This window comes from Candidatus Phycosocius spiralis, assembly GCF_030158815.1.
Classification (GTDB): Bacteria; Pseudomonadota; Alphaproteobacteria; order Caulobacterales; family Aquidulcibacteraceae; genus Aquidulcibacter; species Aquidulcibacter spiralis.
The window spans coordinates 1-15,097 of sequence record NZ_BPFZ01000003.1; the positions used below are offsets into that span (position 1 = coordinate 1).

Sequence of the window (15,097 nt, forward strand, 5' to 3'; positions counted from 1 at the left end):
TCACGACGAACGCTTTCTGGGCGTCCGTGAACTTCGATGCTTTCATGCCAAACCTCCTCGTCCAGCCAAGGAAAATTACGGCACAAAACTCTAATTCCAAATGGTCCAAGTCTCAGGTGGCAGAGCACGAGAGGATGACAGATGCGCAAGAGCAGATTTACCGAGCAACAGATCATTGCGATGATCAAGGAACACGAGAGTGGGATGTCGACCTCGGAGGTGTGCCGCAAGCACGGCATTTCGGATGCGACCTTCTACAAGTACAAAGCCAAGTTCGGCGGAATGAGCGTATCAGTTGCGCAGAAATTGAAGGCGTTGGAGATAGAGAATGGGCGTCTAAAGCGCTTGTTGGCCGTTGCGATGCTTGACAATCTGGTTCAAAAAAACTTGGCAACAAAACTACTGATGTGGAGCCGCTATGTGCCATCGGTTCAAGCGCTGCGGCGACCATGTGAGCGCCGCGCTGTAGTTTTAGCGATAAAGGACCATAAGGTAAGCGAGCGTCGGGCGTATAGTTTGCCCAGTTTGTATCGGACAATGTGATGCGACCGTACCAGAGGTGGTGGTGCGTACGCATAGCGTCATCGGGCAGACTTTAGATCAAGGACTTGGAACGGTTCAGGCGGCGCTTTGCTTGCCTTGAAGCCGCGTCTCCATGGTGTCTGCGCAGGATGGGGTGTCAAGGGACTTTCACCCCTTGACATCCCATCTTGCGCGCTGATGCTCTAATGCCGCCTTTGCGTAGGCATAGCCTGCGGCAAAGGCGTTACAAAACCGGCTTTGCTTGTTTCGACTGACGCCGCTATAGGAGCGGCGACGAGCACTTTTTGGAGCGGGCGATGGGAATCGAACCCACGACATTCAGCTTGGGAAGCTGACGTTCTACCTCTGAACTACGCCCGCAAATCATATACTTAGCACTTATTCAAGAGTAGCCAGCTACAGGCCCGCTACAGCACTCGTTTTCAGGTCGTTCTTTATGACTATTTTCCCCACGGTGGCAAGGGTTGTCTTTGATAGGTCCTTCATTGACCTCTTGCCTAAGGTGGACGATTCCTAAGTGGACGGTGCCTAAAGGGGGATAGGGGCCAATCTGGAATGATTGCCATATCAGGTCTGAAAGCCGCCAGACACGCCACCTTCACCCTTGCCAGATTGGATACCAAGCAGAAAGATTTCCATTTTGCGCTTTGTATCTCAAGACTCAAAAGGTCGCTTGGATATCAAGCCAATACCTTGCTGACGACACAACTTTTCGCCAAGCTGGGTCATTCTGCCACCGGTGGTCTATATCAAACTGCTTGCTTTACTATCCACACTCCCCAACCGATCCGACTTAAGGCCATTATAGTAACACCCGTGGATTCATAATATTATGGGGATCTAAAGCTGCTTTAATCGCGCGCATCATTGCCAGATGTGACGCAGGTTCCCGGCGTAAAAACTCTTCACGACGACTGACCCCAATACCATGTTCGGCGGAGATGGAGCCGTTTAAGGACATCACTACATCATGGATCGCTTCGTTTAAGGCCGGCACAAGACCTTGAAAGCTTTGCGCGGATACGCCTTGGGGCTGAATGACGTCGTAATGAATATTGCCGTCGCTACAATGGCCAAAAGCGACAATGCGACATCCAGGCACGATCTGCCGCGCGGCCTGATCGGCCTGCACTAAAAAGGCTGGTATTTTCGAGACCGGGACCGAGACATCATGCTTGGCCGCCGCCCCCTCAGGCTTTTGCGCCGCACTCATGTTTTCACGCAAAGCCCAAAACGATTTGGCCTGCATCTGGTTTTGCGCCACGACCCCTTCTTGCACCAAGCCTTCTTCCATGGCGGCCATTAGGGCCGTTTCCACGCGGACGGCCAAGTCTGGGTCTGGACCTTCAAACTCAACCAGTGCCAACCATTTAGGAACGTTGCCAAAGGGGACCGCCATATTGGCGCAATTCTTCTGGGCAAGTTCAACGCCTAATCGGTTCATAACTTCAAAGGCCGCAACAGCACCTGTTTGTGCTTCCAAACGATGCAAAAGCCTAACCGCCTGCTCGGGCGTGTCCAAAGCCAACAAAGCAACCGTTGTGAAAGGCGATTGTGCCACCAGTTTCAAGGTTGCAGCTGTAACGAACCCCAAAGTTCCCTCAGCCCCAATGAACAGATGCTTGAGATCATAGCCCGTATTATCCTTGCGCAAGACCGAAAGCCCGTCGTAGCGTGTGCCATTGGGCAGCACAGCTTCAAGGCCTAAAACTTGGGCGCGCATCATGCCGTGGCGGCGCACATGCACCCCGCCCGCATTGGTGGAAATCAAGCCGCCAATGGTCGCCGAACCCTCCGACGCTAAGCATATTGGAAACCGCTTGCCGATCTGGTGCGCGGCATCATGAACCTGGCTTAAAATGACACCGGCTTCAGCAATGATGGCATCGTCCACCGGATCAATCGCGCGGATGGCATTTATGCGCTTGGTGGAAATCAATACTTCACCCAACGGGATTTGCGCACCAACTAGGCCTGTATTACCCCCTTGCGTCGTCACCGCCAGACCGGCCTCATGGCAGATACCAAGTATAATTTCGACTTCGCCGGTTGTTGAAGGCATCAGCATCAAAGGCGTATTCCCGCTCCAGCGGTCACGCCATTCGACCAGATGCGGCGCGATGAGGTCAGGGTCGCGCGTCCAGCCATTGGGGCCAAGTGCGTCTTGCAGGCGCGTGAGTGTCGAAAAATGAGCGTCCATCTTGGCCTTATAGCTTCAAAACCCTAGCCCGCCCAGAGTCCAATCTACAGAGCCAAGATTTAAAGCCCGTGGTAAGATCGATACCAATCAACAAATTTCGCCACACCCTCACCAATCGGGGTAGAGGGCTTATAGCCAGTCGCGGCCACTAAGGCTGTGACGTCGGCGGACGTGTCAGGCACATCGCCGGGTTGTAGTGGTAAAAAGTCCAAAATCGCCTTTTTGCCGACGCAAGCTTCAATATGGGCAATATAATCGGAGAGCAGGACGGGATCGCTATTGCCGATATTATAGATCCGAAATGGTGCCGAGGAGCTAGACGGGTCTGGGGCGTTGCCATCCCAATTTGGATTGGGTTTGGCCGGTTGATCGCTGACCCGGATCACGCCCTCAACGATATCATCCACATAGGTAAAATCGCGGCTATGGTGGCCATTGTTGAACACTTGGATCGGCTCACCCGCAAAGATCGCTTTGGTGAACAGATAAGGCGACATGTCCGGGCGTCCCCAAGGCCCATAGACGGTAAAAAAGCGCAAGCCCGTGGTCGGTAAGGCGAATAAATGGCTATAGGAATGGGCCATCAACTCATTCGCGCGCTTGGTCGCCGCGTAAAATTGCAACGGATGGTCGGCGCCATCGGTCTCCACAAACGGCATATGGGTGTTGCCGCCATAGACGCTTGATGTGCTGGCATAGGTTAAATGCGCGATTTTATGATGTCGGCAGGCTTCGAGCACATTGGTGAAGCCGATGATGTTCGAGGCGACATAAGAGCGCGGGTTTTCAAGGGAATAGCGCACGCCCGCTTGGGCCGCCAAATGGATTACGCGGTCAAACTGATGCGCAGCGAAACACGCGTCTACAGCGCCTGCATCGGCCAGGTCCGCGCGTATGAACTCGAAATGGCCCCCAAGCTCGCGCGCTAAACTGACTAATTGGTGCAAGCGTGCTTCTTTGAGGGCTGGGTCATAATAATCATTTACGACGTCAAAGCCGACGACATGGTCCCCGCGTCGCAACAAAGCCGCTGCCGTATGAAAGCCGATAAATCCTGCTGCACCAGTGACAAGCACTTTCATCGTGTTGGGTTCCTTGGTGGCAGTGGGCCGAGTTAGACTTTGGCGCTGAGGTGCCTTGGCTATTTAACGCAATTCCCTACGTGCGCTAGAGGCGGGGGCAGTGGGTATGTGGCACTATTCCGTGCCAGTAAGCTTGAGACCGCCAATGACTTGGAAGACCTCAAAATCCTTATCATTGGTCAAAAGCGGTAAGTCTGCATCAAGACACGCTTGGGCAATGAGGGCATCGGCCAGTCTTGCGCTACGTCCAGAAGCTAGACACAGACCCCGCAATATTCCCGCACGTGACCAATAACCGTCCTTTAATTCCAAGACACTCAGAGCATCGGCCAATAGCCTAATTTCTGGACGCAAAACGCGTGCAGATAATAGTTCTGTTATTGAAATAGGTACGACGCGCAATGTCTGTTGCTCTATATGATAGCCCAACAAGTCAGTCTTTTTCGTCGTGTCCCCTTCAGCCCAAGGGATCAACACACTGCTATCGGCGACAATCAATCTTCATCGTCCTTGCCGCGTAAGGTCTGCCACGTATCAGAAAACGTGACCTTACCCTGTAACGCCAATAAAATATTGCGCCGCCGCACTGCCGCTAAGTGCTCAAGGCCCTGCCGCACCGCTTCGGTTATACTGCCTCCGCAGTGCTCTTGCGCTAAAGCAAGATCAGCCTCTAGAACTTCAACCGTGATTTTACGAACTGCCGACATGGGGAATCGATACCATAAAAAATCCCCAGCTTCAATCTCCAGCAAGTTGCTAAATATTGGCTTGCGCAAGAGCTTTTAGGATTTTGGCATTCGAATAACTCGAAGGAAGTGGGAACCGATCAAAGTCGACTTCAATTGGTCCCACCCCTAATCCGCATCCATTTTCAGGGCCGCAATGAAGGCTTCTTGGGGAATATCGACACTGCCAAACTGGCGCATCCGCTTTTTACCGGCCTTCTGCTTATCCAATAGTTTGCGTTTGCGGCTGGCGTCACCGCCATAGCATTTTGCGGTCACATCCTTGCGCATGGCCGAGATGGTTTCGCGCGCGACAACACGGCCGCCAATCGCCGCCTGAATGGGGATTTTGAACAAATGCTGCGGGATTAGGTCTTTAAGCTTCTCACACATGGATCGCCCGCGCATCTCTGCGCGCCCGGCATGCACCAGCATAGAAAGCGCATCGACTGGCTCTTCATTGACCAGGATCGACATTTTTACCAGATTACCGACCTTATAGCCTTCAATCGTATAGTCGAACGAAGCATAGCCCTTGGAGATGCTTTTAAGGCGGTCATAAAAATCAAAAACCACTTCATTGAGCGGCAATTCATAGACCAGCATGGCGCGGGTGCCGACATAGGTTAGTTCGCGTTGATTGCCGCGCCGATCTTGGCACAATTTCATAATGCCACCCAGATATTCGTCCGGCGTCAGGATGGTGGCTTTAATCCAAGGCTCTTCAATCGCTTCAATGGCCATCACGTCTGGCATGTCAGCGGGGTTATGCAGGCTGACGGTTTCGCCATTTTTCATTTTGATTTCATAGACAACCGAGGGTGCCGTCGCGATCAAATCGAGGTTAAACTCACGCCTTAAGCGCTCTTGAATAATCTCCAGATGCAAAAGGCCTAAAAAGCCGCAGCGAAAGCCAAAGCCAAGTGCCGCACTGGTTTCCATCTCATAGGAAAAACTCGCATCATTGAGGCGCAAACGGCCCATAGCAGCGCGCAAATCTTCAAAATCAGCAGCATCGACAGGAAAGAGGCCACAGAATACCACGGGTTGGGCTGGCTTAAAGCCCGGCAGCATGGTGGTGGTTTGTCGCCGCTCTTCGGTAATGGTGTCACCAACGGCAGCGTCGGCGACTTCTTTGATCGAAGCGGTCAAAAAGCCAATTTCGCCCGGGCCCAATTCGTCAACTTCGGTAATTTTGGGCTTAAAGACGCCGACACGGTCAAGGCCATAATTGGCACCAGTCGCCATCATGCGCACATTCATGCCCTTGCGCATCACCCCATCCATGATGCGCACCAACACCACGACGCCCAGATATTGATCGTAATAAGCGTCCATCAGCAAAGCTTTGAGCGGTGCATCACGGTTGCCAGTTTTTGGAGGGGGCAAGCGAGTAATGATGGCTTCGAGCACATCTTCGATGCCTATGCCTGTTTTTGCCGAAATCATGATAGACTGCGAGGCATCAATGCCAATCACTTCCTCGATCTGGGCCTTGACCCGATCTGGTTCTGCGGCGGGCAAATCAATCTTGTTGAGAACCGGAACGATTTCGAGATCTGCATCAATGGCTTGATAGACATTTGCAAGGGTTTGAGCCTCCACTCCTTGGCTGGCATCCACCACCAATAGCGCGCCTTCACATGCTGCTAAAGATCGCGAAACCTCATAGGCAAAGTCTACATGGCCTGGGGTGTCGATTAGATTGAGTACATAATCTTGCCCATCGCGGTGAAAATCGAGCCGCACCGTTTGTGCTTTAATGGTAATCCCCCGCTCACGCTCAATATCCATGCTGTCAAGCACTTGCTCTTTCATTTCACGTTGTGTGAGGCCCCCTGTCCGCTGGATCAGGCGATCAGACAAGGTGGATTTGCCATGGTCAATATGGGCGACGATGGAGAAGTTGCGGATGTTTTCACGCGGAATCATAGCGCCGACATAGCCTGACCAGCCCATGGGGGAAAGGGCCAGATGCGGTGGATGCTCTAGACCGCACCCTCTCCCTGCAGATGGAACACCAAAACCTGCTCTGGGTTGGTCAAAGGCAATCCCAGCCCCACCTCTTGCAAGGTTTTACCACTGAGGCGCGCGCCTGCGCCAGTCAAATCCAATGTGTCGAGGATAGAGCCACGAGACCAGCGGCGCATATGCTGCGGCCAGATCAAGGTCAGCCTATAGTTTTTGTCGGGGTCAAGGCCTGCGAAGAATATTCGCGGTGCCAGACGTTCATTAAATCCGGTCATCAAAGCCACTGAGAATAGCGCCTCATGCTGATCATGACTAATCACACCCATTGCCACAATCTCCACCGGTGTCTCAAGTCGAACCAAATGGCCGTGATGCAACAAGCCCCGGTAGCGCTTATAGAGCGCGATAGCAGCTTTTAGCTCTTCCAGTTCGCCTTGAGGCTCGGTCAACAGGTTCAGCTCAAGTCCCATATGGCCAAATAGAGCCGTGCCTGCGCGCATCGCCATTGATAATGTGCGGCCCGTAATGTGGCAATGCTTGGGCCCGACATGGGCACCCAGAACCTCGAGTGGCATAAAATAGCTGGCCCCGCGTTGAATGACCTGCCGATCGAGCGCATCATTGCTGTCTGAGGTCCAGACACGATCGGTATGGGCCAAAATCCCATAATCAACACGCCCACCCCCTGAAGCACAGCTTTCAATCTCCACATGGGGATGGGCCTTACGCAGGCGTTCCAACAGCGCATAGAGCGCCAAGACCTGCGCGTGCGAGCGCTGATAGCCGCGATGGTCGCCTGGATGGTTCAAATCCCGGTTCATATCCCATTTAATGTAGCTGATGGCATGGTGGCTCAGAAGCTGATGCAGACACTCATAGAGATAGTTGGAAACCTCAGGCCGGGAGATATCCAACACCAATTGATTGCGAAACGGGATTTGCTCGTGGCCTAGGCTCTGTAGCACCCAATCTGGATGACGCCTATAGAGATCCGAATTGGGATTGACCATTTCAGGTTCAAACCAAATCCCCATTTCCATCCCCAGCCCCTTAACATGGGATATTAAAGGTCCTAATCCCTTAGGATAGATTTCTGGTGAGACAAACCAATCCCCCAGCCCAGAAGTGTCATCGCGGCGCGAGCCAAACCAGCCATCATCCAAGACAAAACGCTCAACACCCAAATGCGCGGCGCGATCCGCCAGACCTTTAAGCTTATCAAAATCATGGTCAAAATAAACTGCTTCCCAGGTGTTGTAATGAACCGGGCGCGGCTTCTTCCAAACCTCTTTGCGCACAATAGTGTGTCGCACAAGGTGATGAAATCTTTGACTAATACCCGATAATCCCTTGTTGGAATAAGCCGCATAGATCGTGGGTGCCTCAAAGGACTGACCAGGCTCGAGGCGGATTTCACCAGGTCCCAATAGAGCGCCAAGGCCCGTAAAGACCCGACCATCATGGAGGCTATCGACGCGAAGGCGGTGATTGCCACTCCAACCCAAATGCAACCCATAAACCTCCCCTTGCATCTCTGTAGTTGAAGCACTGGCTAAGAACACAGCTGGAAAATGATCGTGCGACGTACGGCCACGGCGGTTTTCACGCAGATAAGTTCCGGCAAATCGCTTGATCCGTTCGGTTTGAAACTCCATTGCCCAGCGGCCACTAAAACCGATCAAATCAGTCATATGACTGGGGATGGGCAAGACGGCCGTGGCACATTCATTCACTTCAAGGGATTTTTCGCCGTAATTGGTGAGCTGGGATGCAAAGCTGAGCACACCAGAGCTTGGATCAAGCGCGATGTGATATACAAGCCCGACAAGGGTCGATGAATCCATGCATGTGACGGTGACCCTAAACCCCTCATGCTGATGCGAAACCACGTCAAATCGTGTATCCCAATCGCGGCCCTCGCGGTGAACAACCACCCCATTAGGACCAAGCAAGCCAAGGCTTGCCTCCATCGCCATGGAGCCAGCAATGAAAACATCACTAGCCCCTGGCCCGCCTTGCTGACCAGCCAATGCCTGTAGCGTGTGAGGGTCCATTTTATGATCAAGGCTTGGGCCCCAATATAGGATCGACGGAGGCGCACCTATGGCAGCACGGATCACCAAACTGGTCCCGAGGCAATCAAGTTTGATATAATCCATGCACTAAAACTCCCTTGAACGCTGTTTAGCATGACCCCTCACCAAAGCCATAGTGCGCGTTGAGGTGCCCTTGTATCCTCATGAAGGGCTGGTTAGGCTGTCTTTAAAAGCCACTTTGAGGGGGAGAAGCATTGCCCACCAAAATCCTTGTCATTGACGAAGGCACAACTTCAATCCGCGCCATGTTGATTGGCCAAGATGGGACATGCTTGGCCACAGCGCAGCGCCCGCTCACCCAATTCTATCCAGCTCCGGGCCTTGTAGAACATGATGCGCAAGAGATTTGGGAACTGACGCTGGTCTGCGCGCAGGAAATGGTCGCTAAGGCCGGCGGCGCGGATCAGATTGCAGGCATTGGGATCACCAATCAGCGCGAAACCATCGTTTTTTGGGATAGGCGTACGGGCGAGCCTTTAGCGCCCGCCATCGTGTGGCAAGACCGGCGGACCACTGACATTTGCCAAAGTCTCAAGGATCAGGGTGAAGAAGCGGTGGTGCAGGCCAAAACTGGGCTTTTGCTGGATCCCTATTTCTCCGGCTCCAAAATGGGATGGGCTTTGAGTGATTGGGAACAGCTGCGCGCGGCTGGGCCCCATCTCGCGGTGGGCACGATTGAAAGCTATTTGGTTTTTCGTTTAACGGGGGGGCAGCATATCAGCGATGCCACCAATGCGTCGCGCACCTCTTTGATGGCCATTGGCAGTGCGGGCTGGGACGATGGCTTATGCGATCTTTTTGCGGTGCCGCGCCATATCTTGCCGGAAATCGTTGATTGCGCGGGCCAGTTCGGCAAAACGCGACCTGAGCTTTTTGGCGTACCCATCGCGATTACAGGCCTTGCGGGCGATCAACAGGCTGCAACTATCGGGCAAGGCTGTCTTGCACCCGGGCAAACCAAGGCGACCTTTGGCACCGGGGCCTTTGTACTGACCCAAACCGGGCGTACCTTACCCCAGTCGAAGAACCGCTTGTTGTCCACCATTGCTTGGCAATTGAACGGGGTGCGCCATTATGCGTTGGAAGGTTCCATCTTTGTGGCAGGCAGCCTGATTAAATGGCTGCGTGACGATATTGGCCTGATTGGGACCGCTTTAGAAACTGAAAAGCTTGCGCGCAGTGTGCCTGATAATGGCGGGGTTTATGTGGTGCCAGCCTTAAGCGGTCTTGGCGCACCCCATTGGAAGCCTGATGCGCGCGGCGCTGTGCTTGGCTTAAGCTTTTCATCGCAGAAGGCCCATATCGTACGCGCCGCCTTAGAAGCCATGGCGCACCAGACTTATGACCTCAAAACCGCTTTTGCCGCTGACGGGGCCGATTGGGCGGAGCTGCGCATCGATGGTGGCATGGTCGCCAATGACTGGGTGGCCCAAGACCTCTCAGACATGTTAGACATTCGCGTAGAGCGACCCGACTTTATCGAAACCACCGCTTTGGGGGCAGCGATGCTGGCGGGTGTGGGCGCTGGGCTTTATGCCAGTTTAGAGGACGCCATGGTGATGCGCGGCCCAAAAAAACACTTTGAACCGGGTCTTGAGCCATCACACCGCAAAGCACGCTTGACGGGTTGGGCCGACGCGATTGGGCGTGTGTTGGCCTAAACCCACCCCGTACTGACAATTATGCATGACTTTTAGTCAATGACGCTTGACTTCTAGGGTCCGCTTATGACAAGTAGTCTTGTCATAAAGATAAGGATACATGACATGTCTGAGATTAAGCGTGCAAAGCGGTTTAACGAAAGCAGCTTGTTCTTTTTGGGGTTGATTGGGCTATTGGTCATATTTGGCGCTAGCATTGGATATCTCACAGGAAAATGGGTGAAGCAGGCTGGACAGGCAGGCGACAGCCCTTTCTTGTCGGATGTTTCCTTTAGTACCGGCTTGAGTATTGGTTTAGGGTTTGTGCTTTTGGGCACTTATATCATCTCTGCTACCCTATACGGCCTCGCCTTGATGCATAAGGGCGTGGCCGGTAGCCGCGTCTTGACTGGCGGCCTGGGCGGCAACCCCAGTTCACGCAAAGCCTATCCTTATCTTATCCTGTTCTATCTGGGCTATAGCGCCGCTTTCGGGGTGCTGACGGTTTTGGAGATCGGGGCGCACCACTCCCCCGCCAACGCGCCCCTCTTTGTGGGTGCAGCAAGCATTGGTGTGGCGGCTATGGTGTGGAGCGCGCTGCGGCTTTGGTCCATCTTAGATGAATTTTTCCGCGCGATCTGGGTCGAGGCATGCGCGCTTTCCTCCTTCATCCTGTTACTGATCGCTCTGATCGGCCTTGTTGCCAACAAGCTTGAGTTGATACCTGCGCTTTCAGGCTATAGTTGGCTCGTGCTTTATCAATGGGTCTATCTGATCACGAACGGTTGGGTGGCCTTTAAGCGCGACCCCAACATATTGTCACTGCGGGAGCACGCAGACACATGAGGAACCGCTTAAAAGTACTCCGCGCGGAGCGTGATTGGTCGCAAGCCGAACTTGCCAACGCGCTCGATGTCTCCCGCCAAACCATCAATGCCTTAGAAACGGGCAAATATGACCCTTCCCTGCCCTTGGCGTTCAAACTCGCACGCCTGTTCTCTTTGCCCATCGAAGCGATTTTCGACGATGAACCTTAATCCCATAAAACCGAAAGGAACCAACCCATGAGAAACACAGTGTTAAAGATGATCGCTGGCTGTGCGGTCTCAACCCTCCTGATCAGTAGCGCCTATGCGCAGCCCAATCCGGTACCTGCCAGCCAAACCTCACCAAAGACGCAAAAGGCGTACCCTGCCCTGTGGCTAATCAAAGATGCCGACACCCGGATTTATCTCTTTGGTACCTTGCATTTGATGCCCGCCAACTTGGACTGGAACCATGGCGCGGTGAAGGCCGCCTTTGAAGCTTCTGACGCCCTACAGTTAGAAATCGCCGATATGGAGGCCGAAGGTCCCGCTATTGTTCAGCTCATGCAAACCAAAGGACAATTGCCGCCAGAGCAGAAGATCAGCGATGGCTTGACCGAGACGCAGAAGGCCGCATTAACCGCCATTATCGCTCAATCAGGCATCCCGCCCCAAGCGGTGGAGCGTATGCAGCCATGGCTTGGCAGTCTTGTCCTATCGCTTGGCCTTTTTCAAAAATTGGGCCTTGATCCCAAAAATGGTGCCGACAAAACTTTGGATGGCTTAGCGCGGGCCGCCAATAAGCCTGTGGGCGGATTTGAAACGGGCGCTGAACAGATTGGCTTTTTTGCAAGCCTCAACGAAGAACAACAGCGCGCGATGTTGGTCTCCACCATTGAAGAATGGGATAGCTCCACCAAAATGCTTCAAGATATGGTCGCTGCTTGGTCAAGCGGTGATCTTGAGCGTCTAGCGTCCATGATGAACGAGAGACTGCGTTCCCAGCCTGCCATCGGCAAGCTACTTTTGACCGATCGCAATGAAAAGTGGGCCAATTGGATTGCCGGACGTATGGCTCAGCCTGGCACGGTCTTCGTGGCGGTTGGGGCCGGTCATTTAGGGGGTAGCGATAGCGTGCAAGCATTTTTGCAGAAAAAAGGCCTACGCCCAACACCGGTCAAAACGAAATAATTGAAGGGCGATGTATCCGATTACCGGGTTGGGACAGGGGTCTCGCCCCGGTAATCATAAAAGCCACGGTCGGTTTTGCGGCCAAGCCAGCCTGCTTCAACATATTTGACCAACAGTGGGCATGGCCGATATTTGGTATCGGCTAGGCCTTCATTGAGGATCTGCATGATCGATAAAATCGTATCAAGCCCGATAAAGTCTGCCAATTCCAATGGCCCCATTGGGTGATTAGCTCCAAGGCGCATCGCCTTATCAATGCCCTCAACCGTGCCCACGCCTTCATATAAAGTATAAACCGCCTCGTTGATCATAGGGATTAACACCCGGTTGACGATAAAGGCAGGAAAATCTTCTGCATTGGTGATGGTTTTACCCATAGCGGTCACGACTTGGGTCGCCGCTTCATAAGTTTCCTCATTGGTGGCAAGGCCGCGAATAACTTCAACCAGTTTCATCATCGGAACGGGGTTCATAAAATGAAGCCCAATAAAGCGCTCTGGCCGATCCGTGGAAGATCCCAATCGCGTTATCGACAAAGAAGAGGTATTGGAGGCTAAAATCGTGTCTGGTCGGATTATTTCGCACAAGGATTTAAAGATCGCCCGTTTGATATCTTCTTTTTCACTGGCCGCTTCAATCGCCAAATCAATATTGGCTAAATCTGTAAGGGCAGTCGTGGTGACGATTCTCGCCAAAGCAGGCTTGACCTGCTCGTCCTTGATCAATCCGCGGCTGGCTTGCCGGGTCAAATTGCGCTCAATTAAAGCACGTCCAGCGTATAATTGCTCCTCTGAGACATCTGAAAGAAAGACATCATATCCCGCTAAAGCTGCGACATGGGCAATACCATTACCCATCTGACCTGCACCGACTACACCAATTGTTTTAATATGTGCCATTTGCCACAAAGACCTACCCTGAATCATCTCACTGCTTTTGTTCGCAGATGCAGCAAGCTAAGCTTAGGGCGCGCTTACGGCAAGCGGCTAATGCTGCGACTTTATGACAGGCGGGCGGCACGCCGTTTGCTTCTGGAATGAAAACGACGCGTGTGGCGTCCCGTTTCGGATCGCCGAAAGGCCCCACAAACGCGAAATTCGATCTTGGAGTTCCCATGGCCACTTCCATCGACCTTTATGTTGGGCGACGTCTAAGACGTCGGCGCCGGCTGATGGGCATGACCCAACAACAATTGGCCGATTATGTGGGCATCCGCTTTCAGCAAATCCAAAAATATGAGTGTGGAGCCAATCGGATTACGGCCAGCCGCCTGTTTGAGCTTGCTGGGGCTTTATCGATCCCAGTTCAGTATTTTTACGATGGACTAATACATAAAAGTTCTGTCAACGAACAACCTGCCAATGATGATGAAATTGCACCAGATGTATTGCGCCGAAAAGAGACACTCGAACTGATCCGCGCTTATTCTCGTTTGGGTGAACGTCCAAGACGGCGCCTTCTTGACCTCGCAAATGCGTTAAAGGACTTCGCTACAGACGCGGCTTAACCTCCGCCGTTTCATGGCAATCTTGATGGATTTATAATCGTGTAATGCTTTTTCCTTTGTGTCATGTTTTACAACTCAAGTTAATGAACACGGGTTAAACATTAACTCAATTGCGCATCAACTATGGTTGCATATTTCTTTTATCCATAACCATACGCCGACCTTAAATCATGACAATCATCAACTCAAAAAGGATTATGAATTGAGGGGAACTATGTTTTGCTCAATCGCCCCAAAAATTGAATGACCCTTATGATCATTGGCAAAGATGCGCACCGTTTGACCATGCCGCAAAAAGGGGGTGGTCGGCGCACCATGAAGTATAGTCTCAACTACACGGACTTCTGCTAAACATGAATAGCCCAAGCCCCCATCAATTATGGGCCTGCCGGGGCCACCGCTTTGATCGCGATTTGATACAGTACCAGAGCCTATGATCGTGCCGGCGCACAAATTACGTGTTCGCGCGGCGTGGGCAATCAATGTGCCAAAATCAAAGGTCATATCCACCCCGGTTTCTGCGCGACCAAGCGGTTTTTCATCGAGATCCACGCATAAGGTCACATGTAAGCGCCCCCCATCCCAAAGCGTTCCAAGACTTTTAGGCGTCACCGCAACCGGAGAAAATGAGCTAGCGGGCTTGGCTTGAAAAAATCCAAATCCCTTTGCCAATTCATCGGGGATCAAATTGCGCAAGCTGACATCATTGACTAAAAGGACCAAAGCTATGTGCTCACAAGCTGCTTGCGGGCTGATACCTTGAGGTACATCGGTGGTTATGACCCCAACTTCGGCCTCCAAATCACAACCCCATGCTTCATCTGCCAGTCTAATGGGTGCGCGCGGGGGCACAAAATCATCCGATCCACCTTGGTACATTAAGGGGTCTGTCCAGAAGCTTTCTGGCATGGCCGCACCCCTAGCTTGGCGCACCAATTGCACATGATTAACATAGGCAGATCCGTCCGCCCATTGAAAGGCGCGCGGCAACGGGCAATGGGCTTGGCGTTCATGAAACCTTGAAGTTGGAACAGCCCCCCGTTCAAGGGCTTGACTAAGTGTCTCTAAAGCCGGCCTACATTGCGCCCAATTGTCAAGGGCAGCCTGCATTGTCGGAGCGATCAGACCAGCGTCTGTGTAGTGGGTAAGATCATGCGAAACCACGACCAACCGCCCATCACGGCCCTCGTTTAAAGATGCAAGTTTCATGGGCATTCCTTGAATAAATCTGGATGATTTGGCGTCTGAAGCACGAAATAAACACACCCTCAATCCTAATCCAGCGCCAAACTCATTGCAGCAGAAATGAACTGATGATCAAAATTTTCATATTGGA

Annotated in this window: 13 protein-coding genes, 1 tRNA gene and 1 pseudogene; 6 read left to right on the forward strand and 9 right to left on the reverse strand. The window is 52.6% G+C overall.

Annotation, left to right across the window (positions count from 1 at the left end):
• Nucleotides 1-141 precede the first annotated feature (141 nt).
• Nucleotides 142-391: pseudogene (locus PsB1_RS03140) on the forward strand (transposase); the annotation flags it as partial.
• A gap of 437 nt (nucleotides 392-828) precedes the next feature.
• Here PsB1_RS03140 and PsB1_RS03145 read toward each other — a convergent pair.
• The 7 genes from PsB1_RS03145 to PsB1_RS03175 all read right to left on the reverse strand — a co-directional run bounded on the left by PsB1_RS03145 (nucleotide 829) and on the right by PsB1_RS03175 (nucleotide 8,680).
• Nucleotides 829-903: transfer RNA gene (locus tag PsB1_RS03145), tRNA-Gly, on the reverse strand.
• 442 nt (nucleotides 904-1,345) lie between these two features.
• Nucleotides 1,346-2,743 carry an FAD-binding oxidoreductase gene (locus tag PsB1_RS03150; RefSeq protein ID WP_284359009.1) on the reverse strand — a complete coding sequence of 466 codons (1,398 nt, stop codon included), beginning with the start codon at nucleotides 2,741-2,743 and terminating at the stop codon, nucleotides 1,346-1,348.
• Nucleotides 2,744-2,802: 59 nt separating this feature from the next.
• Nucleotides 2,803-3,825, reverse strand: coding sequence for an NAD-dependent epimerase (locus PsB1_RS03155; protein ID WP_284359010.1), 1,023 nt, complete (start codon nucleotides 3,823-3,825; stop codon nucleotides 2,803-2,805).
• 114 nt (nucleotides 3,826-3,939) lie between these two features.
• Nucleotides 3,940-4,323: a PIN domain-containing protein gene (locus tag PsB1_RS03160; protein ID WP_284359011.1), complete on the reverse strand. Its 384-nt coding sequence runs from the start codon at nucleotides 4,321-4,323 to the stop codon at nucleotides 3,940-3,942.
• On the reverse strand, nucleotides 4,320-4,532 hold the full coding sequence (locus PsB1_RS03165) for a hypothetical protein (protein ID WP_284359012.1): 213 nt from the start codon (nucleotides 4,530-4,532) through the stop codon (nucleotides 4,320-4,322). The genes PsB1_RS03160 and PsB1_RS03165 overlap by 4 nt, the downstream gene beginning before the upstream one ends.
• Nucleotides 4,533-4,679: 147 nt before the next feature.
• Nucleotides 4,680-6,482, reverse strand: coding sequence for a translation elongation factor 4 (lepA, locus tag PsB1_RS03170; RefSeq protein ID WP_284359246.1), 1,803 nt, complete (start codon nucleotides 6,480-6,482; stop codon nucleotides 4,680-4,682).
• Between the two features lie 56 nt (nucleotides 6,483-6,538).
• Nucleotides 6,539-8,680, reverse strand: coding sequence for an alpha-galactosidase (locus tag PsB1_RS03175; RefSeq protein WP_284359013.1), 2,142 nt, complete (start codon nucleotides 8,678-8,680; stop codon nucleotides 6,539-6,541).
• A 131-nt stretch (nucleotides 8,681-8,811) separates the two neighbouring features.
• On the opposite strand from PsB1_RS03175, the gene PsB1_RS03180 reads away from it, so the two are divergent.
• The 4 genes from PsB1_RS03180 to PsB1_RS03195 all read left to right on the forward strand — a co-directional run bounded on the left by PsB1_RS03180 (nucleotide 8,812) and on the right by PsB1_RS03195 (nucleotide 12,254).
• Entirely contained in the window at nucleotides 8,812-10,278 is a 1,467-nt protein-coding gene (locus PsB1_RS03180; RefSeq protein WP_284359014.1) for a glycerol kinase, read from the forward strand.
• A 105-nt stretch (nucleotides 10,279-10,383) separates the two neighbouring features.
• Nucleotides 10,384-11,103, forward strand: a complete 720-nt coding sequence (locus tag PsB1_RS03185; RefSeq protein ID WP_284359015.1) for a hypothetical protein — start codon at nucleotides 10,384-10,386, stop codon at nucleotides 11,101-11,103.
• Complete coding sequence (locus PsB1_RS03190; RefSeq protein WP_284359016.1) at nucleotides 11,100-11,294, forward strand: helix-turn-helix transcriptional regulator; 195 nt, start codon at nucleotides 11,100-11,102, stop codon at nucleotides 11,292-11,294. Before PsB1_RS03185 ends, PsB1_RS03190 begins: the two co-directional genes overlap by 4 nt.
• A 27-nt stretch (nucleotides 11,295-11,321) precedes the next feature.
• Nucleotides 11,322-12,254 (forward strand): TraB/GumN family protein, encoded by a 933-nt coding sequence (locus PsB1_RS03195; RefSeq protein WP_284359017.1) that lies wholly within the window; start codon nucleotides 11,322-11,324, stop codon nucleotides 12,252-12,254.
• Between the two features lie 20 nt (nucleotides 12,255-12,274).
• Here PsB1_RS03195 and PsB1_RS03200 read toward each other — a convergent pair whose 3' ends face one another.
• On the reverse strand, nucleotides 12,275-13,153 hold the full coding sequence (locus tag PsB1_RS03200; RefSeq protein WP_284359018.1) for a 3-hydroxybutyryl-CoA dehydrogenase: 879 nt from the start codon (nucleotides 13,151-13,153) through the stop codon (nucleotides 12,275-12,277).
• Nucleotides 13,154-13,368: 215 nt separating this feature from the next.
• Here PsB1_RS03200 and PsB1_RS03205 point away from each other — a divergent pair, with 215 nt between their 5' ends.
• Nucleotides 13,369-13,761, forward strand: coding sequence for a helix-turn-helix domain-containing protein (locus PsB1_RS03205; protein WP_284359019.1), 393 nt, complete (start codon nucleotides 13,369-13,371; stop codon nucleotides 13,759-13,761).
• 195 nt (nucleotides 13,762-13,956) lie between these two features.
• On the opposite strand, the gene PsB1_RS03210 is transcribed toward PsB1_RS03205, so the two are convergent.
• Complete coding sequence (locus tag PsB1_RS03210) at nucleotides 13,957-14,970, reverse strand: fumarylacetoacetate hydrolase family protein (protein ID WP_284359020.1); 1,014 nt, start codon at nucleotides 14,968-14,970, stop codon at nucleotides 13,957-13,959.
• Between the last annotated feature and the right edge of the window lie 127 nt (nucleotides 14,971-15,097).

Excerpts from the sequence above, each read along its gene's own strand:
- PsB1_RS03190 (WP_284359016.1), top strand. The coding sequence starts at position 11,100 with ATGAGGAACCGCTTAAAAGTACTCCGCGCGGAGCGTGATTGGTCGCAA.
- PsB1_RS03155 (WP_284359010.1), bottom strand. The coding sequence starts at position 3,825 with ATGAAAGTGCTTGTCACTGGTGCAGCAGGATTTATCGGCTTTCATACG.
- PsB1_RS03185 (WP_284359015.1), top strand. The coding sequence starts at position 10,384 with ATGTCTGAGATTAAGCGTGCAAAGCGGTTTAACGAAAGCAGCTTGTTC.
- lepA (WP_284359246.1), bottom strand. The coding sequence starts at position 6,482 with ATGATTCCGCGTGAAAACATCCGCAACTTCTCCATCGTCGCCCATATT.
- PsB1_RS03195 (WP_284359017.1), top strand. The coding sequence starts at position 11,322 with ATGAGAAACACAGTGTTAAAGATGATCGCTGGCTGTGCGGTCTCAACC.
- PsB1_RS03200 (WP_284359018.1), bottom strand. The coding sequence starts at position 13,153 with ATGGCACATATTAAAACAATTGGTGTAGTCGGTGCAGGTCAGATGGGT.
- PsB1_RS03165 (WP_284359012.1), bottom strand. The coding sequence starts at position 4,532 with ATGTCGGCAGTTCGTAAAATCACGGTTGAAGTTCTAGAGGCTGATCTT.
- PsB1_RS03175 (WP_284359013.1), bottom strand. The coding sequence starts at position 8,680 with ATGGATTATATCAAACTTGATTGCCTCGGGACCAGTTTGGTGATCCGT.
- PsB1_RS03205 (WP_284359019.1), top strand. The coding sequence starts at position 13,369 with ATGGCCACTTCCATCGACCTTTATGTTGGGCGACGTCTAAGACGTCGG.
- PsB1_RS03210 (WP_284359020.1), bottom strand. The coding sequence starts at position 14,970 with ATGAAACTTGCATCTTTAAACGAGGGCCGTGATGGGCGGTTGGTCGTG.
- PsB1_RS03150 (WP_284359009.1), bottom strand. The coding sequence starts at position 2,743 with ATGGACGCTCATTTTTCGACACTCACGCGCCTGCAAGACGCACTTGGC.